Genomic DNA, 23,186 nt, shown 5'->3' on the forward strand with positions numbered 1-23,186 from the left:
ATGCTCCAGGCCGTGGCGCCATCTCGCTGGAAGTTATCTCATTAAAACGTTATCTCGTTAAAAAATGCAGCTAGCGCCAAGGCTTTTGTGAAGACTTCCATGCCTCTTCTTATGATGGTGCCTATTGAGTGCGTCTGCGACGGTATGCCCTGCCAGTGAGAGATGAATAATCAGACGTGATCGGCTGGGGTGCAGCCGACAGCAGATAGGAATATTGGTCGAACAAGGAGCATAATGGCCAACCACCGTAAGGAAGTCACGACACTGAAGTCGCTCAGCAAGCGACAGTGGACCAAGATCGCAGCGGCTCTCGTTACGATGGGACTGCTTGCAGGCGCCGGAGTCGCATCCCGCAGCTTCTATGAGTCGCAGCATCGCCTTACGTCGGTGACCTCATACTCCGCCACCGACGCCAATGCGCTGGAGGTCTCTCGTGGCACCGATCGTGAGGAGCTTCGCGGATCGAATGCGAATACCTCCTATGTCACGGTGAAAATCAACGGCAAGTCGCGCGTGGTGCTGGGCAATAATTTTACCGATGTCAAATCGGTGCTCGATGCCGGCGACATCACGCTGGAACCGAATGACAGCGTCACCCCTGCACTGAGCGACAAGGTCGGCGAATCGACCACGATCACCATCGATCGTGCCGGCGCCGATCTCGTGACCTCCGATTCCGCCATCGCCTTCAACACCGTGAAGAAGGAAACCGCAGCGCTCCCTCAAGGACAGCAGAAGGTCGAAACCGAAGGCAAGGAAGGCGTGATGGAGACCACCAGCATCGTCACCCGCGCCGGCAGCAAAGTGGTTTCTTCCAACATCTTCGCCTCATTCGTCAAAACAGCCCCCACCGACAAGGTCATCCTGATCGGCACCGGTTCCACATCATCCAGCGATTCCAGCAATGCCGGCGGCTCTGCATCTGCCAGCATCGGCACCACTGTTCCGGCTGGCGAGATGCAGCAGTGGGCGCATGACTACATGCTGTCCAACGGCTACTCGGAAGCCGATTTCAGCGCCACGGTCTACATCATCTCCCATGAATCCGGCTGGCGCGTCAACGCCATGAACCCGTCCGGAGCCTATGGTCTGCCGCAGGCGCTGCCAGGCAGCAAAATGAGCAGCATGGGGGCGGACTGGGCCACCAACTATCAGACCCAGCTCAAATGGTTCTGGCAGTATTGCGCAGGCCGCTACGGCTCCGTCCAAGGCGCCTACAGCTATTGGCTTTCGCACCACAACTACTGATGGGCCGCACAGCGCGGTTCTGCAGTGAGCCACTTGGCGTATAGCTAACTGAACCGATATGAAGGCGGGCATTCGCGGCAATCGCGAGTGCCCGCCTTCATTAGTGCCCAGACCAATGCTCTGGCGTAGGCCTGCTCAGGCTTTTTCATGCTTTTTGTCGTCCGCTGTCGTCGCGTCCGCTTATGTGCAGTGCACAACGAGGACTGCGGAGGTCTATCTGCCCTATCTGTAGTGCAGTGCCGTTGGATTGAGTTTCGACTGATGCACGCGTCGCCGCGCGATTTTCCGAGCACATTGACCGCGATACGCCTAGGACTGCACTACAGGGGACAGATAGGGAAGCTGCACCTTTGCCGTCACTATATCGCGCTACAGAATAGTCGAGATATCCGATTCCGCCGTGTCACGTGCCTGATTCCCGTTGCGCCCAGTAGACTGGAAAGCGGTTTCAGCAGGAACGATATGATCATATGGAAGGGCAATTATGGCGAATGGAATTGCGATTGTGACCGGATGCGCGGCGGGCTTGGGCTATGAGCTCACGCGCCAGCTGATCGGCAAGGGCTGGCTGGTGTGCGGCGTTGATTTCAATGAGGCTGCCATGCGCAAACTCGACGATGAGTTCGATGCCGGTCATTTCCGTGGCTTCGTCGGCGACATCACCGATGGAGCCTTCGTGCAGCAGTCGTTGGACCAGATCGGCGCGCTCGGCCACGTAGATTTGCTCATCAACAACGCCGGCCAGCCTTCGTTCAAGAAGCCGACCGATTACACGGCCGATGACGTGGCCCGCTGCCTCAAAGGCCTTACCGGCATGATTCTGTGGTGCGTGCAGACGCTCAAATCCTGCAAGGAAACGAACCTCAAGATCGCGAACGTGATGAGCACCGCCGCCACGCGCGGCAATGCGAACGAATCCGTGTATTGCGCCGCCAAATGGGGTGAGCGCGGCTACACCGAAAGCCTCAAGGCGGCGTACAAGGGCAGCAGCGTCAGCGTGGTCGGCGTCTACCCCGGCGGCATCGACACCGATTTCTACCGCGATAGCCACGACTACGTGCCGCTCGACAAGCAGCATTCCTTCATGCGCGCCGACGAGCTTGCGACGATTATCCTCGCCAATCTGGTCAACGACCTCAACCTCACCGTCTCCGACATCCGCATCGACCGCAACCCGAGGTAATGCGCTAGTTTTACCAGTACATCGACATTGTTATAATCACGATTTGACAAATCATGATTATAACAATTACGATTTATTTATGGTATTTATCGGCAGGACCAATGAATTGGCATTTCTCGAATCGTGCTATCACGACGAGAATGCCCAACTGGTGTTTTTGTACGGGCGTCGCAGGGTAGGAAAAACTGAAACCTTGTCCCACTTCACGCAAGGGAAATCTCATGTATTCTTCGCAGCGCAATCCGCTACGAAAGACGAGCAGCTTGCGGCTTTTTCTCGTCAGATGTTCGAAGCAGGCGCGCCTGCAGGCAAATACATCGCACAATACTCGGATTGGAACAGCGCCTTATCGGATATCGCGAATCTGCCCGCGACCGAAGAAGGACATCGCCTCGTCGTGCTCGACGAGTTTCCGTATCTGGTGAAATCAGACCCATCGCTGCCATCCGTATTGCAGAACCTATGGGATCACACCTTGCGTCATGAAAATGTCATGATCGTACTGTGCGGAAGTGCGATGAGCTTTATAGAAAAGGAGCTGCTTGCCGAGAAATCCCCATTGTACGGGCGCGCTACAGGCATACTTAATATGCTGCCGATGCCCTACTGGGATGCTGTGAAATTCCTGCCTAACTACAGCGTCGAAGACAAGATACTCGCATATGCGACCCTTGGAGGCATCCCGCATTATCTGGCGCAGTTCAATCCGAACGAAAGTTTGGAGACGAACATCAAACAGCACATTCTTCGTAGAGGCTCGGCGCTATACAGTGAAACCGAATTCCTCATGCATCAGGAATTCCGGGAGACTGCCATCTACAACAGCATTATCCAGGCAATCGCTCTCGGCGCGACGCAACTGAGCGATATCGCGAACCGGACCATGATGGCACCACAAAAAGCCAGCACCTATATCGCCAATCTTCTCGAAATCGGAGTATTGGAACGTGAATTCCCTGTCGGCACAAAGCCAGTGGAACGATCCAAAGGCATGCGAGGCCTCTATCAAATAAGCGATAATTTCTTCCGATTCTGGTATGCCTTTGTGTTTTCGAACCGCTCGGATCTCGAATTTGGCGACATCGATGGCATATACCGTTATGCCATCGAACCGCAGATGCACGCTTTCGCCTCCAAACCGTTTGAGCACATCTGCGCGATGTGGCTGCGGCGAGAAAACATGGCCGAACGACTGCCTTTTCGCGCTGGCGATATTGGTCGCTGGTGGAGCAAACGCGACGAGATAGACGTAATCGCCACGAGCAAAACCGACGAACGTCTCATTGTCGGCGAATGCAAATTCCAGAACAAACAACTCGCCGTATCTGTTCTTCGCGCCCTGCAAAACAAAGGGACTCAACTGCACGGGACACAGCAATATTATTATCTGTTCTCACTGAACGGATTCACTGCGGCTTTGGAACGCATCGCGCAGACGGGTGTGAGCATACGGCTGGTGACGGCGCGCGAGCTCTTCGACTGATTCAGACCTGATTCAGATGCTCAGCCAGATATCGGCCGGTGACACTGCTCGGATTGCGGGCGATTTCATCGGGCGTGCCGACGGCGATGATGCGACCGCCTTCCTGCCCGCCGCCCGGACCCATATCAATAACGTAGTCGGCGTTGGCTATCATATCGAGATCATGCTCGATGAATACCACCGTGGCTCCTCCCTCGATTAGCCGCTGCAGCACACCGATGAGCGTGCGCACATCGAGCGGATGCAGGCCTGTAGTCGGCTCGTCGAGCACGAACAGCGCGGTGTTCTGCCGTTTGCCCAGTTCGTTGGAGAGCTTGAGCCGCTGCGCCTCACCGCCTGAGAGTGAAGGCGTGTCCTCGCCTAGCTTGAGATAGCCGAGGCCGAGGCCGGACAAGGTCTGCAACGCCCCGTAAATCCGCGAACGCATGGCATTCGCGATCATCGATGGTTTGGAGTTGTGTCCGGCATGCGCATCACGCGGCTTTTCGATGCTCGCGAACACGTCAAGCGCCTCATCGACTTCCAACCCGAGCACTTGCGGCAAGCTCAACCCTTCAAGCCTGGCCGGAGTCGCCACGCGGATACCATCCGCTTGGGGCTTGTAGCGGTTGCCATTGCATACCGGGCAGGTGATCGTCACATCCGGCAGGAACTGCACGTCAAGGCTGACCTGCCCGGTGCCGTCGCATTGCGGGCAGCGCAGCGAACCAGTGTTATAGGAAAAAGCGGAGACCTTGAGACCGGCCGATTTCGCAGCGTCGGTGGCGGCGAAGGTCTTGCGCAGCATATCCATAATGCCCGTGTACGTGGCGAGCGTGGAGCGCACATTGATGCCGATTGGCGTCGAATCGACCAGTCGGACGCGGTTGACGCCACTGGTATCGATCTTTAAAACATGTGCAGGCAGCGCCCGGCCGTCGGCTGCCGCCTGCAGCGCCGGAATCAGCGATTCGAGCACCATCGTCGTCTTGCCGGAGCCGGAGACGCCAGTGACCGCGGTCATGCAGCCGCGAGGTATGGCCACATCCAGCGCATGCACGGTATGAATCGAGATAGTGGACAAATGTAGCCAATGAGCGGGCTCAGCAGGTTGCAAGCATGGTAGTCGATGCCGCACCAGCACCGGTTCCCGTCCGGAGAGGAATCCGGCGATGCGCGAATCAGGACTGCGCTCGATCTCCTGCGGCGCGCCTTGCGCTAGCACATGGCCGCCGCGACTCCCCGCGCCTGGCCCCATCTCGATGAAATAGTCCGCGGCTCGCAGCACGCGCACGTCATGGTCGACGAACACCACCGAGTTGCCGGCGGCCAGCAGATCGCGCATAACGCCGATCAGCCCTTCGACATTGGCCGGATGCAAGCCGGTCGAGGGCTCGTCAAGCACATAGAGCACACCTGTCGTCTCATTGCGCACTGCACGGGCAAGCTGGGCGCGCTGCCGTTCGCCGGTGGACAGCGAGGCACTGGAACGCTCGAGCGCCAGATAGCCAAGTCCGAGCTCCATAAGCCGTGCGCCCATGCCTTGCAACGTGTCGATGAGCTCGTGTGCCATCGGCCGCATCTCGACTGGCAACGTCGGCACAATCGTCTTCGACCAGGCGAGAATATCGCGCAACGCCCATGACGCCACTTCGGCCAGATTATCGCCGTTGATGCGCGGCGCCCGAGCCGCCTCGCTCAGCCGTGTCCCGCCGCAATCCGGACAGGTGCGTTCGACTAGGAACTTCTCGACTTTGGCCAGCCGCCGCTCGTCGCCCGCTCGCTCAAGCTCCTTGATGACGGTCAGCCGCGCGTTGCGGAAGGTGAAATCGAGCTTGTGCACGCCTTTGACGGAGGTCAGCGTGATGTGCTTCTTCTCCTCGGGTCCGTTGAAGACGATGTCCTTCTCATGCTCACTCAGCTCGCGCCACGGCACATCGGTGCGCACGCCGAATTCACGCACGATGTCAGGCTGCACATTGAATCCGAATGTGCGCCACGGCACGACCGCGCCCTCATCAATGGTCAGCGAATCATCGGGCACCAGAGTGTCATCGTTGATTTCGCGCACGATACCGATGCCCTGGCAGCGCGGGCAGGCCCCGGCCGAATTGAATGCAAGGGCTTCTGCCCCGGGAGGGTCAATCGGCGCGCCGCAGACCTCACAGCGCATCGGGACCTCGGCGGCGACAGCGATCGAAGGCTGCTGGTAATGCCCGTTGAGACAGCGATGCGACGCGAGTCGCGAGAACATGAGCCGTAGCACGTTGAGCAACTCGGTCGACGTGCCGAAGGTCGAGCGTACTCCCCCAATACTTGGCCGCTGCCGCAACGCCAATGCTGGCGGCAGGAACCGCACCGAATCTACCTGCGCACGTTCCGATTGGGTCATGCGCCGTCGGGTATACGTCGACAACGCGTCAAGATAGCGACGCGAGCCCTCGGTATAGAGCACGCCAAGCGCCAGCGAGGACTTGCCTGAGCCGGAAACACCCGCGATGCCGACCAGCTGGTTCAGTGGTATGGAGACGTCGATATTCGCAAGATTGTGCACGCGGGCACCCCGCACTTCGATTACCTGTGGAATCCCTTTGACTGCCGCTCCTAGCCGTTCCCGTGCCTGTGTTGTCGACAATGTCATAAAACACACTCCCTAGGTTCACCTGCGGGCAATTACCCTATTGTATATTCCCGGGCAAAGCCTCGGGTGATATATGCAAGTCGGCCTATGGCATTGCCGAATCGCGGAATACCGCCACTCGAAACTGCCATAGGCCGACTTACGTATGTCGCCTCACCGTTTACAAGGTCTAGCGACCGCTGCGGAACGGGGCCGCGCCTTTGCCGCCGCGGGAATGGCGGAAGCCGGATGCCGTGCGCGAAGAACGGCCAGCGGCATTTCTTGCGCCGCTGCCGCTGCCACGGCGACCGGAGTCGCCGCGCTCGCTGCGGTTTGCGCCACGACGGCCGCCCTGCTCGGACTCATAGTAATCACTATGACGTTCGCTGCGGCGCTCATCACGCCCGTCGCGAGCGTTGCGTCGGCGTCCTTCGCCGCGCGAGTCGCTCCTGCCGCCACGAGCGCCGCTGTAATCGAAATCGTCGCGACGCGAACCGCCGCGTCCTGCGTTGCCGCCGCGTGAGCTACGAGAACCGTTGCCCGCATTGCGATCCGAGCCGCCACGAGCGCCGCCGCGGGAACCGCGATGCCGCCTGGAACCCGAACCATTGCCGGAGCCAGCCTGCGGCTGCACCGGCGCGCTCAGCTCCCAGTCCTTGACCAGCGGGGCGTGCTCGCCGACCAAGCTCTCAAGCTCCGGCGAGGCGGGAGTCACTTCCACGGAATGCACATGAATGCCGGCGCGACGCAGCATATCACGCGCGTCGCGTTGCTGCTCGGGGAGCACCAACGTCACCACATCGCCCGCTTCGCCTGCGCGGGCGGTACGCCCGGAGCGGTGCAGGAAGGACTTGGGGTCCTCCGGCGGCTCGGTCTGCACGACCAGCTCCACATCGCTCACGTCGATGCCGCGCGCCGCCACATCGGTGGCGACCAGCACGCGCACCTCGCCGCTCGTGAACACGGCCAGATGGCGGTCACGCTGATTCTGCGAAAGATTGCCCTGCAGGTCGACGGCTGGGATGCCCTCAGCGACGAGCTTTTTGGCCATTTTCTTGGCCTGATATTTGGTACGGGTGAACAGGATGCGCTTGCCCATGCCGGAGGCGAGGATGCGGATGACCTCATGCTTGTTGCCCTGCGAAACGGCGAACACGTGGTGCGTCATCGTGTCGACATGCGATTCGGCGGAGTCCACGGAGTGAATCCGCGCATCGGTCAGGAAGCGCTTGACCAGCTTATCGACGCCATGATCGAGCGTGGCGGAGAACAGCATGTGCTGCCCGTCCGCATCAACCTGGCCCAGCAGGCGCGAAACCGCTGGCAGGAAGCCCATGTCGGCCATCTCGTCGGCCTCGTCGAGCACGGTGATCTCCACCGAATCCAGCGACAGCAGCCGCTGCTGCAGCAGGTCCTCAAGCCGGCCCGGGCAGGCCACGACGATGTCAGCACCGTCACGCAGCGCAGCGACCTGGCGGTTCTGGTTGACGCCGCCGTAGATCGTCGTGGTCGTCATGCGGTAGGCATGCGCCAGCGGAGCAATCACCTCATCGATCTGGTTGACCAGCTCACGGGTCGGGGCAAGCACCAGCCCACGCGGGCGGGGCAGCATGGCCTGCGCCTTGGAACGCGAATCGCCGTGCTCGCGCCAATGCTCGAAGCTGCGGATGGCCGCATCGCTGCCATTGTTCTGGCTCAGTCGTGCGACCAGCGGTATCGCAAAGGCCAGGGTCTTGCCCGAGCCGGTCTGGCCTCGGCCCAAGAGATCGCGCCCCGACAACGAATCAGGAAGCGTATCGACCTGAATCGGAAAAGCGGTGGTTTTGCCGTCAAGGGCGAGCACATGCACCAAGGGCTCAGGCACGCCGAGCTCGGCGAAGGTCACATCGCGGTCGCCAAACAGGGAGCTGGACTCAGCGCCCTCATCGAGCTCGGACACACCTGTATTTCGAGCACCGGCATCGGAGTAAACATTGGAAATATTCGAATCGGAAACAGAATGAAGTTTCGGCACAACAGCCTTTCACACACTACGCACATGACAATTGCATATCATGGCATTACATACAGCTACATAATTGAAGCCGTCTCTCACGTGCCTCGGGCATCAAGCCCGCGCGGCGACTTTCCACAGACAACTCACTATATCAACACGGCCCGTCATCGCGGACACCTCACATGGCCTATCTCTGCAATCATCGTTGGCATGTGCTGATTCCAACCGCGTCGGGTGTTGCCGAATTCCGCCCACTGCCAAAATATTCGGCTCACACTCGACCAACCGCAAGCTCGCTTCGATACAGTGGTATAAGACCGGCTATTTGAACAACGAATATAGAAGGAGACTCGGATGACGCAAGACACGCAAACAGCAGATACTATTCCCGAAACCGGCAATCCCGCGGCGGAAACGGCAAACCCGGAAACCACCGCAGCCAACACAGCCCCAGCAACCACTATCTACGATTTCACCGTCACGGCGCAGGATGGCAGCAGCGTATCGCTGGCCGATTATCGCGGCAAGGCGCTGCTCGTCGTCAACACGGCGACCGGCTGCGGGTTCACGCCCCAGTATGAAGGCCTTGAGGCGCTGTATAAGAAATACAAGGATCAGGGCTTCGCGATCCTCGATTTTCCCTGCAACCAGTTCGCCGGTCAAGCGCCCGGCACCGATGAGGAGATCCATGAGTTCTGCGTGGGCCGTTTCGCGATGACCTTCCCGCAGTTCTCGAAGATCAACGTCAACGGCAAGGACGCCGACCCGCTGTATGTCTGGCTCAAATCGCAGCAGGGCGGCGTGGGCGGCAGCCGCATCAAATGGAACTTCACCAAATTCCTCATCGACCGCGATGGCCATGCCGTAGCCCGCTTCGCTTCCAAGACCACGCCTGAGGAACTGGATAGCAAGGTGGCCGCGCTGCTGTAGACTCTCAGCCCCGCGCGGTCGTGAGCGCTGCAGCACGCTCGATGTCGCGGGCAACGCCCCCTTGTTGCGCCGGTTTGCTACCCTTGAACGCATATGGTGGGTTGATACGAACTCTTACATTTCATTCCAATGATTTCAATAAAGGATAGGATGCAGCTTGGCTGAATTTGTATTTCAGATGATCAACGCGCGCAAGGCCTACGGCGACCGCGTGATCCTCGACAACGTGACCCTGAACTTTCTGCCCGGGGCCAAGATCGGCGTGGTGGGACCCAATGGCATGGGAAAGTCGACGCTGCTCAAGATCATGGCCGGACTGGAAACCGTGTCGAATGGCGAGGCCTACGTCACGCCGGGATCCTCCGTCGGCATCCTGCAGCAGGAGCCGCCGCTGGACGAGACGAAAACCGTCGGCGAGAACATCAAGATGGCCTTCGGCGGCATCTACGACAAGGTCACGCGCTTCAATGAGATCGGCGAGGAGATGGGCAATCCCGATGCCGATTTCGATGCGCTGATGGAGGAAATGGGCACGCTGCAGACCGAGATCGATGCGGCCAATGGCTGGGATCTCGACTCGCAGCTCGAGCAGGCGATGGACGCGCTGCAGTGCCCTGAACCGGACACGCCGGTTACGCAGTGCTCGGGCGGCGAGCGCCGTCGCGTGGCGCTGTGCAAGCTGCTGCTTGAGGCGCCCGATCTGCTGCTGCTCGACGAGCCGACCAACCATTTGGACGCCGAGTCGATCCTGTGGCTCGAACAGTTCCTGCACCAGTATCAGGGCGCCGTCATCGCCGTCACCCACGACCGGTACTTCATGGACAATGTCGCCGAATGGATCTGCGAGGTCGATCGCGGCCAGCTCTACCCATACAAAGGCAACTACACCACGTACTTGGAGACCAAGGCCAAGCGCATGGAGATCCAGGGCGCGAAGGACGCCAAGATGGCCAAGCGGCTCAAGAACGAGCTCGACTGGGTGCGCAGCTCCCCCAAGGCGCGTCAGGCCAAGAACAAGGCCCGTCTCGAACGTTACGATCAGATGGAGAACGAGGCGCGGAATTCCAAGAAGCTCGACTTCTCCGAGATCCAGATCCCGCCGGGGCCGCGCCTGGGTTCGCAGGTGCTCGAGGCCGAGCATATCCACAAGGCTTTCGGCGAGCGCGTGCTCATCGACGACTTGTCGTTCACGCTGCCGCGCAACGGCATCGTCGGCGTCATCGGCCCGAACGGCGTGGGCAAGTCCACCCTGTTCAAGACGATCGTCGGCCTCGAGCCGCTCACCTCGGGCGAGCTGACCGTGGGCGACACGGTCAAGATCTCCTACGTCGATCAGAACCGCGCAGGCCTCGACCCGAACAAGAACCTGTGGGAGGCGGTCTCCGACGGGCTTGACTTCATCGAGGTCGCCGGCGTCGAAGTGCCTACGCGCGCCTATGTGGCGAGCTTCGGCTTCAAGGGCTCCGACCAGCAGAAGATGACCGGTGTGCTCTCCGGCGGCGAACGCAACCGGCTCAATCTCGCGTTGACCCTGAAGCAGGGCGGCAACCTGCTGCTGCTCGACGAGCCGACCAACGACTTGGATGTTGAGACCTTGGAATCCTTGGAGAACGCGCTTATCGAGTTCCCCGGATGCGCCGTGGTCATCTCCCACGACCGCTGGTTCCTCGACCGCATCGCCACGCATATCCTCGCGTGGGAGGGCGACGACGAGCACCCGGCGAACTGGTACTGGTTCGAAGGCAACTTCCAGGCCTATCAGGAGAACAAGGTCGCCCGGCTCGGCGAGGAGGCCTCGCGCCCCCACCGCCTGCACCGCAAGCTCACACGATAGCTCATATTGTTTTAGCAGCCATTGCCGAGGGGCGCCTGACTCTGTCCGCAGAGTCAGACGCCCCTTCTCCTATTGTGGCAGCATAGGACGATATCACCGTGAAAATCCAGATTTTGCGCTGCGTCGCGCAAGGCTCGCCGTATTACAGGCGCATCTGCGTTATGTGAGGCGTTACATCGACCTCGCAGAGGTCTATCTCGCTTATGTGAGGCGTTATTTCATTGGCCCTTCGAGTATCAAGCGGCCACAATCGCCATCTTTGGCCAACGATAAACACGGCAGTAAAAAAGGAGCGCCTCACATAAGCGAGATAGCGAATCGCGAAGGCATATTCTGCATGCATATACCACGGATTCCATCGGAAATCCTTAACACGCGCCGATTGTACATACGCCCGTTACACAATGTCGGACGCGATTTTACCTGCGCCCGATAGTCTAAGCCCATGATCCATACGACGGGCGTAGGGCGGGAGCCCCGGCAAAGGTTGGTATAGGATATGTCACTGGACGATCAAAGTAGAGGACTTGGTATGGCACAGACGGCACAGAAAGCGAGAATCACTCCGTTGGAGCACTTGGTTAAGGTTTTGCGATTGGGCGAACCCTCGCAGTATCGCGGCCATACCTATATCAACGGCGAAAGCCTGTACTTCCCTACCGGCCGGGTCTATGGCGGACAGGTCATCGCGCAGTCGCTGATCGCCGCATCCAAGACGGTTGTCCCTACGCGTCTGCCGCATTCGATTCATGGATATTTCATCACTGCCGGCGACACCCGCCAGGATCTGCTCTTCGACGTGGAATCGCTGCGCGACGGACGCTCTTTCTCGGCACGCCGAGTGAATGTGACGCAATCCCAAGGCGCGATTCTCACCGCCATCGCCAGCTTCCAAGAGCAGGGGCAGTCGGGCGTGGAGTTCGCCGACCCCATGCCGCAGGACATTCCCGGCCCCGACGAGCTGACAAGCGCGAAGGAGCTGATGACGCCTTACGCCAAGCAGTCGCCATTCGCGAATTACTATGCTGAGAAGTCGCCATTCGACATTCGCCACATCACGCAGACCATTATGCTCAAGGCCGACGAGCATAGCGCCGAACATGACTCCGGCAAGCAGATGGTGTGGATGAAGGTCGATGGCACAGTCGACGTGCCGCAGGTTTTCCATCGCGCGATGCTGGCGTTGGGCTGCGATCAGGTGATGATGGAGCCGGTGCTGCGCCGCGCGGGCTTAAGCATTTCGACGCCGGGCATATCCTATGCATCCATCGACCATTCGATGTGGTGGTATCGCGACATCGACATCAACAACTGGCACCTCTACGTGCAGGACACGCCCACCGCCGCACACGGTCGCGGCCTGGGCAATGCCAAGGTATACACGCAGGACGGCGAGCTGGTGGCCGTCATGTCGCAGGAGGCGATGATTCGCGTGCCCACGGAGGCGTAAATACAAGCAAACAGCACACAGCACAGTTGAGCCATGAAGAGCAAAACCGGCTGAACCGTGAAGCGAAAATCCTGCGGGCTTTTCGTAGGCGAGGCGAGCGGCCGCTAAAGCCGCGAAGGTCGGCGCCCACGGCACGGTCGTCCTGCAGGTGAGGCGTGGTCCCGCCAAGGGGCTGAAGGCAACAACGGAGTTCACGCTCTCACCCTGCAAGTCACGCTACCGTCACAACTCCCGCAGCAACCTGACCCCTATGTGGGTTTTGCATCGTTTGAGCGCAGTTATACGTCACAACTCCCGCACTAACTCAACTCTCCTGCGGGGAATGCGATGTTTCCCTGCGTTCAAACGTCACAATTCCCGCCCCAACCCCATTATCATGCAGGGAATGTGATGCATGGCTGGCTGGAAAGCGTAACTCTCGCATAGCATTCGTTATGGTGTGGGAATTGCGCATCAGCCAAGGCTCTCACCGTTTGCCGGTGCAATTCCCACGCCAGCCACGCTCTTCCCGTACAAAAAACAACGCGATCGACTTCCAAACCGTTACATTTCGTACAGTAGCCGACTACTGCTCGACCGAACGATTAGCAGTCGGCTGCGCGAATCCGCGCCGACGGCCTGCCCCAGTCAGCTTGGGATGCTCGGGGCCCTCACTCGGCGGCAGCTGGCAGAGATGCTCGCCAATGATGCCGACCACCATGTCCGCCAGACTCACCGCGCCAGTGACCGCGCATTCGAGTATCGCCTCGGAGAAGAATGAAGCCTGGGCATGCGGCAGACTGGCCAGTATTTGGCCGCCGTACCACCCGGCAAGCGCCGCGCCCGCCAATCCCAGCGCCTTGGCCAACACGAGCGTGTACACGGCTTTCATCGGATCGAATACGCTGGAGCGTTTCGCCGGGTCGGTCGTGGCATATTTATGCACCTGCCACGCCAGTATCATCACTGCGACGCCGAGCATCGCCAGCAGCACGGCGACGAACCACGGTGCGCCGATCAGCGACAAGTCCATGCGCTCGCCGTATTTGGCGATGCCCGCGCCTGCGGCCAAGCCGAGCAGCAGGGCCAAAAGGTAATACCACCATGGTGTCCGGCGTGCTTTCATTGCGTCTCCCCGATAATCCAGTTGTCGGACAACATCCCTACCTGCATGGCGTCAGGCGCTAGGGCCAGCAGAAATGACACGGGTTTTCCGCCAAGGTTCGCTTCGGGGTCCATATCCAGCCACGGCGCAAGCACGGCTGCGCGGCTGCGCGCCTCAGGCCAGGGTACCGTGCAGTCCGCGTCGTCGAACCGCACCCCTTCCATATCAACGATATCAAGCTCGATAGCGCCCTCATGCGCACGGCGCAGCGCTTGCAGCGTGGCGGCAAGCGGCTTCGGAGAAAGGGTCGTGGTCAGCTGCAGCACAGCGGACATGGCGTCCGGGCCGTCGAGATTGCTGACATGGTACAACGGCGAAATGCCTTCGATCTGCGTGCCGGGAACGGCATCAAGCAAGACCACAGTCGAGCGAAACAGACGCTCGGCGTCACGACTCCTGCTGAGCATGGCGATGACAGTACGCCGGGCAGTAGGCATGCCGGTCCCGGGAGCAGTCGCAGCATCGCCTGATTCGCCGAATGGAGCTGAAGCCGCATCGGCAGGAGCCTCGGCACAAACGTCATCGCCCAAAGTGTCGGCATCGCGTGTTCTCACGCTCGCAGAGGTCGATACGGCAGTGATGGGGACGTCGGCAAACGTGATTGCCGAAGCATTGTCCGCAAAGGGGACGCTCGCATCGTTGCGAGAAGCCGCAGCAGCCGGCGCATCCGCACGAGACGAAGCGTTCGAATCCGGCCGCATCAGGCGTTCGGAGGCCCCATGCAACACGACATCCGCGTGGACATGCCCGCGCAGCCAGTCGAGCCGCTCCTTGCCGAGTCCATCAAACGTAAGCCGAACTTCGGCGCGAACGTCTGTCCTCAGAGCATCTCCGGGATGAGCGCCATCATGTCGAACGGCCTCTGCATCATCCTGAACGGCACGAACGCCACGAACGCCATGAACGCCGAGGGGCGTGCCGTTGTCCGACATGCCCCTCATATGTTGTGCTGAGTCGAACGACACGACTCTACTCCCCCGGCTTCATGCCGACCGAACGCTTAAGCGATTCGGGAATCGGAACCGGCGGGAGATCCGAATCCGGCCGATTGCTGTCCGAAAGCCACTGCTGGCGTTCCGGCGCCTTCTTCAGCGCCGAGAAGATCTGCGCGAGCTCCTTGGCATCCAGCGTCTCCTTGACGAGCAGCTGACGCACCAGCTCGTCAAGCACCTCGCGGTTCTCGTTGATGATGTTCCACGCCTCGGTGTGCGCGGTCTCGACAAGGCTCAGCACCTCGTCATCAATGACCTGCGCGGTCTGGTTGGAGTATTTGCGCGGCTGCAGACCGTCGAAGCCCGCAGCGGAATCGTCCTGGTCCTCCCATTTGATGGCGCCCAGCTTCGTGGAGAAGCCGAATTCGACGACCATCCTGCGCGCGATCTGCGTGGCCTTCTCGATGTCATTGGACGCGCCGGTGGTCGGATCGTGGAAGACGACCTCCTCGGCCGTGCGCCCGCCCATCGCATACGCCATTTGATCGAGCAGCTCATTGCGCGACTGCGAGTAACGGTCTTCGGTCGGCATCACGGCCGTGTAGCCCAGCGCGCGTCCGCGCGGCAGAATCGTCACCTTGGTGACCGGGTCGGTGTGGTGCAGCGCCGCCGCGACCAAGGCATGACCGCCCTCGTGGTAGGCGGTGTTGCGCAGCTCGTTGAGCGCCATGCCTTTCGACTGACGCTTGGGGCCGGCCTGCACGCGGTCGATGGCCTCGTCGATGGCGCGGTCGTCGATGAGCTGCGCGCCGGCGCGGGCGCACAGCAGCGCGGCCTCGTTGAGCACGTTGGCCAGATCCGCGCCCGTGAAGCCCGGAGTGCGCACGGCGATAGCGTGCAAATCGACGCCCGGCACGAAGGGCTTACCCTTGGCATGGACCTTGAGGATCGCCTCGCGGCCTTCCAGATCAGGCGCCTCCACGCCCACCTGACGGTCGAAACGGCCGGGGCGCAGCAGTGCGGGATCGAGTACATCGGGGCGGTTGGTGGCCGCGATGATGATCAGATTGGTGTCGTTGTCGAAGCCGTCCATCTCGACGAGCAGCTGGTTCAGCGTCTGTTCGCGCTCGTCGTGCCCGCCGCTCATGCCCGAACCGCGCTTGCGTCCGACGGCGTCGATCTCATCGATGAAGATGATGGCCGGAGCGTTCTTCTTGGCTTCTTCGAACAGGTCGCGCACGCGCGAAGCGCCAAGACCGACGAACATCTCGACGAAGTCCGAGCCTGCCATCGCGTAGAACGGCACGCCGGCCTCGCCGGCGATCGCGCGGGCGAGCAGCGTCTTGCCGGTTCCGGGAGGGCCGTAGAGCAGCACGCCGCGCGGGATGCGCGCGCCGAGCGCCTTGTACTTCGACGGATCCTTGAGGAAGTCCTTGATCTCCTGCACCTCTTCGACGGCCGATTGCTCGCCGGCCACGTCGGCGAACTTCGTCGTGGGAGTCTGGCCTTCGAGCAGCTTGCCGTTGTTGCGGCGGCCGCCCATGCCGAACATGCCGCCGGCCTCGCCGCCCGTCATCTGGCGCATCATGAACCACATCAGCCCCACGAGCAGGACTATCGGCAGCACCGACATGATCAGGCTCGACCAGATGCTGGTCTCCTGTATGCTCACGGTCCAGCCCTTGGACGGCTCGGCCTGCTGCACCAGCTTGCCGATCGCGGCATCCTGGGAGGAGGTGTAGTAGAACTGCACGTCCTTGCCGTAATTATGCGCCCGATTGCCGTTGGAGGCGTCAACGCTGAAATCCTTGTTCAGCGTGAGCTTGACCATCTGGCGATTGTCGACGATTTCGGCGTAGGTGACGGTATTGCCGCGCAGCAGCTGTATGCCGTACTTCGAATCGATGGTCTGCGAACCCTGGCCCGCGACCATCTGGAACGCGGTCAGCGCAAGCAGCACGAGCACGGCGACCCACAGCCACGGGGACTGCCAGAAGGGGCGCTTGCCGCCTGGGCCGCTGCCATTGCGGAAGGGGTTGCCTAATGGATTGTTGCCGTCGTTGCGACGGTTGGGGTTGCCGGGCGGCGGCGTCTGCGGCGCCTGAGGGAAGCTCATGCCTGTTCTCCTTGGTATACTTCCACCTTGAGCACTGCGATCGAATCAAGGTTGCGGAAGCGCTCATCGTAATCCAGTCCGAATCCGACCACGAATTCGTCTGGGATCTCGTATCCCCTGTATTTCACGTCAACGTGGACCTCATGTCGAGAGGGCTTCTCAAGCAGCGCAAATATCTCCACGGAAGCCGCACCTCGTTTGTTGAGTTCATCGACGAGCCATGCCAGGGTATGACCGGAATCTACGATATCTTCAACGATGATAATGTGCCGGCCGCGAACATCGCGCGACAGATCCTGCCGAATGGTGATCGTGCCTTGGCTGACGGTGCCTGAGCCGTAGCTCGACAGGCTCATGAAATCAAGCTCTGCTGGAATGCTCAGCGCCTGGGAGAAAGCCGCCATTGTGTTGATGGCGCCTTTGAGCACAGCGATAAGCAGCGGATTCTTGCCGCGGTAATCCCGGCTCACCTGCTGAGCAGTCTCCGTGATTTTGGATTCGATTTGGGCTTTGCTGACCAGCTCGTGGTCGATTTCATCTGAGACATCAGCGATTTGCATGAGCACCATCTTGGCACAGGCGAATGACGTGTTTCTTGCGAATCGCTGTGTATCCGCTGGGAAGCGAGACAGGACCCTGTCCATGCCAATCGGAGATCAAGCGATCGATGGCTTCGACATGGCGCGAAGAGGCCGCGATACCCAATGCGGACAGTCCGTGCGCGATGACGCGCCGTCGTATCGCCGCATGCTCGCCGCGCAGCACGTCAACCGACCATGCCAGCGCAGGCGTCGAATCGGCAGGATCGGGGGCAGAGTTGCGGGAGGCGCCTGATGCCGGCTCGAGCACGGCTGCAGCGGCTGCAGCGGCACCAGCCTGTGCGCATGCGGGTCCGGAAAGCACCGCGGACGCTGCGACGTGATCCGCCTGCATATCCAGATATTCCTTGTCGAGAGCCGCCGTCTGCGCCATGGCTGCCAAATGCGACACTATGTCGCTGCCGGAGAAGCGCCGCAGATACGGAATCAGACTATGCCGGACGCGCGAGCGCAGAGGAAAATCAGCCGGCAGCTCCTCGTCGGCGTCAAAACCGTCGCCATTGCTCGGGTCATCCCACCACGACAGCCCCAAATCCTGGCAGATGCCCGTGGTCTGCTCGCGCGTCAGTGACAACAGCGGCCTCGCGAAACGCACGGCGTCCAAGATGAACGACTGCGGCATGCCCGCCAGCGCATCCAGCCCGCCCGAGCGCAGCAGATCGATCACGATGGTTTCGGCCTGGTCGTTTTTGGTATGCGCCAGCAGCACGGCCGAAGCCCCGCAGCGCTGTGCGACCGCAACGATGGCTTGGTACCGGGCCTGCCGGGCGGCGGCTTCGACGCCGCCGCCAGTCTCTTCGACATGCACGCTCCGTACGGCGACCGGGTCCAAGCCGAGCCGCCTGCAGCGTTGCGCGGCCTGCCGGGCGATGGCATCGGAGCCTTGCTGCAATCCGTGATCGACGATCACTGCTCCGCAACGCACTCCGAAGGATGCGCAGACTGTGCGGCTCAGCGCAGCCAAAGCCATCGAATCGCGTCCGCCGGAGCAGGCGACCAGCACCAAGGGGGCCGTGTTCTCCGGCTCATGTTCGCCATGCTGGGCGAACCGTGCGCCCTGCCGCATAATGCCGAGCCGCTCCAAAGTCTCGCGCACGCATCCGGTTCCCGCTCGCAATCGTGAGGTGTACGTCATCAGATCACAGCCCTGCCAGATCGCCTATGAAGGAATCCACGTCGGATTTCGCGGCAATGATATCGTCGGGATCATTGACGATGACGGCGAAGGCGAGCGTGCCGCCGCCGCTGCGCGAGACATTGCCCGCCATAGCGGTCACCGCGTCGAGGCTGCCGGTTTTGACGCGCAGCAGGCCGGCTGCGCCTGCGTTGTCCAGCCGATCGCTGGCAGTGCCCACCAATCCGGGGATGGAAAGCCCCTCCCCCGCGGCGGCCGCACCCGTTGCCGTAAGATTATGCGCCTGCACAGCGGCCAAGGTTCTGGCGGTAACGCGCGAGCCGGGGCTCAGACCGCAGGAATCGGCCATGGTCGACCCGGCCAGATCGATATGCAGGCGTTCGAGCTCCTCCCGAACCGCCCGTACCGCGCCCTGCGGAGTATTCTCGCGTCCCGCCTTAAGCGCTACGAGCCGCCCGAATTCCTCAGCCAAAGTGTTGTCGGAGTGCCGCATCATGAAGGCCATCACTTCGCTCAGCGTGGCGGAACTCACCGAAGCGAGCGGAGAGAGGCCCGCAGGCGTCGCCGCGGCGGCGACCGAACCGCGTACGGCGATGCCTTGCTGCTTGAGCAGCGTGGCGAAGAGTCCTGCCGCATCCGCAGCCGTCCGCTCGGACATCGGCGGGTAGCCCTCGAAGCTGTCAGGATCTGGCGCAACGCCGTCCGGCCATGTTCTGCCGCCGTCCACGGCCATCGATGAGATCGGCGTGTAGTACACATTGTCAGGATTGTTCTGTGCGATGTCTTTCGGAGCGCGTGCCGCACCGAAAAGCGTGTCATCATACGCCAGTGCAACCGTGCCGATGCCGCGCTGGCGCAGCCCCTGCGCGGTTTTCTGGGCCAGTGTCGCCAGCCCGGCGCGGCCGTTGATATGCTTCGGGTCGCTCGCGCCCTTGCCCAGCAGCATGTCGCCGTTGCCCTTCAGCGTTACGGTGACTGCACCGGAGGAAGGCTGATTGAGATAGGTTTCGGTGTTGAAGGTCGCTCCCATATCGAGCGATGAAGCAGCGGCGAGCGCGGTCAGGGTTTTCAGCGTCGAAGCCGGTTCACGCGGTATCCCGGCGTTGCGCTGCGCGACAACCGAGCCATGCTGGTCGGCGATCGCAATGGAATATTGCGTGCCGACCCCATCAGCCGCGGCGAAACGATCGAGCAGCGCGTTGGCTTTGCTGGCGTCGATCGGCGCATTCGGCTCGGCCTTCCCCGCAACGACGGCGCCTGCGGGAAGCGCGGCGAGCGGGGCGGCCTGGCTTTCGAGTTCCGCCGTGTCCGCAGTGAGCAGACCAGGAGCGACACCGGCGACATCGGCGACGATGTAGCCCGCCGCCAGCAGCACGGTGGCAAGCGAGGCCACCACGACAGTGATGATGCGTCGACGCTGGCCTTTGGAGGTGAGCCCTGCGATTCCGGCGACAGGCCTCATATGCCCGGCATCATCCCCAGCATGCTCAATCGGCTGCTCCTGCCCCACTGGCGTCTGCCTCCCTCACGCTGTTTGTTGCTGGTTATTCGCGCTGTTCGCGCGATGTTCCCACGCGATTTTGCGGTTTTACATCATGGTCATGTCATACGCCATGCCATCATATATGCTGTCCCGGCCCTAGCGCCCCTTTTGGGCCTCTTGGCACGAATCAGCGGCGCAAAAGGGGCATGGAACCGCAAGACGCAGGGCAGTCGCATGCATAGGCCGCGTGATACTAGGCAGCGGACCCCAGGCAACTCATTTCTGCAGCGAGGCGAAGGAGTCGAGTGTCGCGACGATTTTGAGCATCCGCGCATCCATCGCCTTGCCGCCCAGCCACACGCCCAGCACAAGCGCCACCACGCCGTTGACCACGCCGACCGGACCGATAAGCCAATACTGGCTCCAGTTGCCGCTCACCAGCAGAATCACCGCGCATGCAATGGTCGGCAAAGCGACGACTGCGGTTCCCAGCATGGTGGCGAAGGGCATGAGGCTCTGGGCCAGCGCACGGCCTTGCGGCGAGGAGAACGGCTTGTCGATCGAAGCGACCGGATATATGAGCACGCAGGAGAGGACCTCCGCAAGCCCCAGTCCGCCAAGAGCAAGGGCGATCGAACCGCCGAGGAATGCGCAGGCGGTGGCCCAGCCTTGCGAGGTTCGCCAGTCACCGGTGAATATCATGATGGCGATGCCCAGCACCAGTATGTAGCCCACGATAAGCGTGCCGTAGACGCGCACCCGGCCAAGACGATCGTCAAGACCCCGAACGCCGATGGCGGCCTGCATCGCGAATCCGCGCCCATCATAGGACAGCCCATTGCTTTCGGCAAGGTTCAGGAAAAGTCCTCCCCACAGGATTGCCTGCCAGATGACGGCCGAGATGCCATGGGCCTGCAACGCGAAGACAACCACGAAGAACAGCGGCATCAGCAGCATCAGCGCCTGCCTGGGGTCACGCTTGAGATTGGTGAACAACCGTGCGGAGACGGCTCCCGACACCGAGTCGGGCATCCATCCGAAGGCTCCGACGCCCTTGACCTTAACGGCCCCCAGACTCGACTCGGAGGTCAGGCGATCGCGGCGCAGGCACCAGGTGCAGCCCATGAAGCACGCCACGCAGGTGGCTGCCAGAACGATTATTCTGCCCAGCAGCGCGATCCAGTTGCCGGCATAGGCGTCGAAGGGCAGCTGAAATGCGGCGCCAAGCGGCGTCCATCCGATGACGGATGCCGCCATGTCATACGTTTGCGGGTCGAAGGTACGCGAATTCGACGAATTGAAGATGATGTTCGGCAATTGGAACACGGAGATGAATGCGAGCATCGCCACGATGTAGAACGCGCTTTTTCCCCGCTTGGATCGCACGAGCGTCGTGGACAGGGCGATTACCAGCTTGGACAGGCTCATCATCGTCACTACCGCCAGCGGCGCGGCGACAATCTGCACGATGACCACGGCTGGCCCTGTCCAGCGGTAGGCCAGCGACCACAGCAGCAGCGACACCACGCCCACAATCGCGGGAATGCCCGTCATCCCCGACACCAGCAGACCCGCCTGCAGGTCGCGGTCCCTGATGCCATACAACGCGAAGCGCTGAGGCCCAAGCGTCGAGCCTTCGCCGATAAGCATCAGCTGCATGAAGATGACGAACACCGTGAGGCTCATGCCCGCCAGCACGACCACCGGCTGCATGATGCCGGTGAACCATGAGTCCGAGGCCTGCGCGGAAACGAACGACTGCGAGCCCAAGGACCATGCGGCGGCGCCAACGCCAATGATCAGGCCCAGCCCGAGAACGGCTGAAATGACGTAGCCGACGGTCTGCCAGGCGGATTTGCGCAGCGTCGCCATGGTCAACGCCCAGCGCAGCCTGACGATGGTCGCTACGGTATTTGTCGTTGCGGAGTTCATTGCGACCCACCGTCCTGCGCCTGTGGCTGCTGCGGGGCAAAGGGCCGCGCATCAGCGGACTGCGGTTGCACGCCGGCTGTATCGCCGCCGTTGAGCCATGCCAAGTGCGCCGCGCTATGCCGACCGCCGACCAGCTGCAGGAAGCGATCCTCCAGGTCCTCGCCCGCAGCGACCTGCGCGATCGTACCTGCCGCGCAGACCTGCCCTTGGTTGATGACCGCGACATGCGTGCACATCCGCTCGACCAGCGCCATCACATGCGAGGAGATGATGACCGTGCCGCCCGTCTGCGCGTATTCGACGAGGATGTCTTTGAGATTCGCGCTGGACACCGGGTCCACGGATTCGAAGGGTTCGTCCAGCACGAGGATGCGCGGACTGTGGATCATCGCCGATGCCAGGCAGATCTTCTTCGTCATGCCCGCGGAATAATCGGAGACGATCGTGTTCGCCGCGTCGGCAAGGTCGAAGGCCGTGAGCAGGTCGCCGGCGCGCTGCGTGACTTCGGCCCGGGCCATGCCGCGCAGCATGCCTGCGTAGATCAGCAGCTGCATGCCGGTGAGCCGGTCGAATATCTGGTCGGGCTGCGGCATCACGCCGATGATGCGCTTGGCGTGGTTCACGTCGCTCCACACATCATGGCCCAGAATCATCGCGTTCCCTGCATCGGGCACGAGCAGTCCGGTGACCATATTGAGCGTCGTGGTCTTGCCTGCTCCGTTGGGGCCGACCAGACCGTAGAAGGAACCGATCGGGATGTCCAGCGCCAGTCCATTAACGGCTATTTTGTTGCCGAAATGCTTGAACAGGCCACGGATAGACACCGCGGCGTTCGCATCCGGCGGATATGGATTGGCAACAGGGTAAGCATTGTCAGGCTGATACGGGTTGCCTGTTGCGAAGTCATTGCCGGGTTGGTACGGGTTATCCGAGGCATATGACGCATATGGATTGCCCGCCGGATAGTTCGCCGCGGCGGGACGCTGTGCGTCGAGATCGTCGAGCGGTCTGACGGACGGCCCGCCTGCTGACTCGCCGGTCGATCCGTTCACGAACCCGTCGTATGCTTCCTGATTCGGCTCATTGGGTAGCGTCCCTTGCGCGAATTGTGCTTCCTCGGTC

16 protein-coding genes are annotated in these 23,186 nt (G+C 61.2%); 6 read left to right on the forward strand and 10 right to left on the reverse strand.

What is annotated here, in order from left to right; translation table 11 throughout:
• Positions 1-234: 234 nt before the first annotated feature.
• From BISU_RS03215 to BISU_RS03225, 3 genes are all read left to right on the forward strand, one after another.
• Positions 235-1,248, forward strand: a complete 1,014-nt coding sequence (locus tag BISU_RS03215; protein ID WP_024462652.1) for an aggregation-promoting factor C-terminal-like domain-containing protein — start codon at positions 235-237, stop codon at positions 1,246-1,248.
• Between the two features lie 484 nt (positions 1,249-1,732).
• A complete protein-coding gene (locus BISU_RS03220) occupies positions 1,733-2,431 on the forward strand; it encodes an SDR family NAD(P)-dependent oxidoreductase (RefSeq protein WP_024462651.1) in 699 nt (232 codons plus the stop codon).
• Between the two features lie 43 nt (positions 2,432-2,474).
• Positions 2,475-3,914 carry an AAA family ATPase gene (locus BISU_RS03225; protein ID WP_226839085.1) on the forward strand — a complete coding sequence of 480 codons (1,440 nt, stop codon included), beginning with the start codon at positions 2,475-2,477 and terminating at the stop codon, positions 3,912-3,914.
• 1 nt (position 3,915) lies between these two features.
• On the opposite strand, the gene BISU_RS03230 is transcribed toward BISU_RS03225, so the two are convergent.
• Together BISU_RS03230 and BISU_RS03235 are read right to left on the reverse strand one after the other, a co-directional pair.
• Entirely contained in the window at positions 3,916-6,534 is a 2,619-nt protein-coding gene (locus BISU_RS03230) for an excinuclease ABC subunit UvrA (protein ID WP_051921995.1), read from the reverse strand.
• 169 nt (positions 6,535-6,703) lie between these two features.
• On the reverse strand, positions 6,704-8,452 hold the full coding sequence (locus BISU_RS03235) for a DEAD/DEAH box helicase (RefSeq protein WP_024462648.1): 1,749 nt from the start codon (positions 8,450-8,452) through the stop codon (positions 6,704-6,706).
• A gap of 411 nt (positions 8,453-8,863) precedes the next feature.
• On the opposite strand from BISU_RS03235, the gene BISU_RS03240 reads away from it, so the two are divergent.
• The 3 genes from BISU_RS03240 (at position 8,864) to BISU_RS03255 (ending at position 12,723) form a co-directional block, all read left to right on the forward strand.
• Positions 8,864-9,439: a glutathione peroxidase gene (locus BISU_RS03240; RefSeq protein WP_024462647.1), complete on the forward strand. Its 576-nt coding sequence runs from the start codon at positions 8,864-8,866 to the stop codon at positions 9,437-9,439.
• A gap of 157 nt (positions 9,440-9,596) precedes the next feature.
• Positions 9,597-11,273 (forward strand): energy-dependent translational throttle protein EttA, encoded by a 1,677-nt coding sequence (gene ettA, locus BISU_RS03245; protein ID WP_024462646.1) that lies wholly within the window; start codon positions 9,597-9,599, stop codon positions 11,271-11,273.
• Positions 11,274-11,805: 532 nt separating this feature from the next.
• Entirely contained in the window at positions 11,806-12,723 is a 918-nt protein-coding gene (locus tag BISU_RS03255) for an acyl-CoA thioesterase (RefSeq protein WP_024462644.1), read from the forward strand.
• 565 nt (positions 12,724-13,288) lie between these two features.
• On the opposite strand, the gene BISU_RS03260 is transcribed toward BISU_RS03255, so the two are convergent.
• The 8 genes from BISU_RS03260 to BISU_RS03300 all read right to left on the reverse strand — a co-directional run bounded on the left by BISU_RS03260 (position 13,289) and on the right by BISU_RS03300 (position 22,888).
• Positions 13,289-13,828, reverse strand: coding sequence for a DUF3180 domain-containing protein (locus tag BISU_RS03260; RefSeq protein WP_024462643.1), 540 nt, complete (start codon positions 13,826-13,828; stop codon positions 13,289-13,291).
• A complete protein-coding gene (locus tag BISU_RS11480) occupies positions 13,825-14,799 on the reverse strand; it encodes a 2-amino-4-hydroxy-6-hydroxymethyldihydropteridine diphosphokinase (RefSeq protein WP_233419500.1) in 975 nt (324 codons plus the stop codon). The genes BISU_RS03260 and BISU_RS11480 overlap by 4 nt, the downstream gene beginning before the upstream one ends.
• Positions 14,800-14,836: 37 nt before the next feature.
• Positions 14,837-16,915 carry an ATP-dependent zinc metalloprotease FtsH gene (gene ftsH / locus BISU_RS03275; RefSeq protein ID WP_024462640.1) on the reverse strand — a complete coding sequence of 693 codons (2,079 nt, stop codon included), beginning with the start codon at positions 16,913-16,915 and terminating at the stop codon, positions 14,837-14,839.
• Positions 16,912-17,475 carry a hypoxanthine phosphoribosyltransferase gene (gene hpt / locus BISU_RS03280; RefSeq protein WP_024462639.1) on the reverse strand — a complete coding sequence of 188 codons (564 nt, stop codon included), beginning with the start codon at positions 17,473-17,475 and terminating at the stop codon, positions 16,912-16,914. The genes ftsH and hpt overlap by 4 nt, the downstream gene beginning before the upstream one ends.
• A complete protein-coding gene (gene tilS / locus BISU_RS03285; protein WP_024462638.1) occupies positions 17,462-18,649 on the reverse strand; it encodes a tRNA lysidine(34) synthetase TilS in 1,188 nt (395 codons plus the stop codon). The genes hpt and tilS overlap by 14 nt, the downstream gene beginning before the upstream one ends.
• Before the next feature lie 4 nt (positions 18,650-18,653).
• Positions 18,654-20,111 (reverse strand): D-alanyl-D-alanine carboxypeptidase/D-alanyl-D-alanine endopeptidase, encoded by a 1,458-nt coding sequence (dacB, locus tag BISU_RS03290; protein ID WP_051245945.1) that lies wholly within the window; start codon positions 20,109-20,111, stop codon positions 18,654-18,656.
• A gap of 297 nt (positions 20,112-20,408) precedes the next feature.
• The gene (locus tag BISU_RS03295) at positions 20,409-22,064 is read right to left on the reverse strand and encodes a hypothetical protein (protein ID WP_024462636.1); all 1,656 of its coding nucleotides are present in this window, start codon (positions 22,062-22,064) and stop codon (positions 20,409-20,411) included.
• On the reverse strand, positions 22,061-22,888 hold the full coding sequence (locus BISU_RS03300) for an ABC transporter ATP-binding protein (protein ID WP_024462635.1): 828 nt from the start codon (positions 22,886-22,888) through the stop codon (positions 22,061-22,063). Before BISU_RS03300 ends, BISU_RS03295 begins: the two co-directional genes overlap by 4 nt.
• Positions 22,889-23,186 lie beyond the last annotated feature (298 nt).

The organism is Bifidobacterium subtile (genome assembly GCF_000741775.1).
GTDB lineage: Bacteria > Actinomycetota > Actinomycetes > Actinomycetales > Bifidobacteriaceae > Bifidobacterium > Bifidobacterium subtile.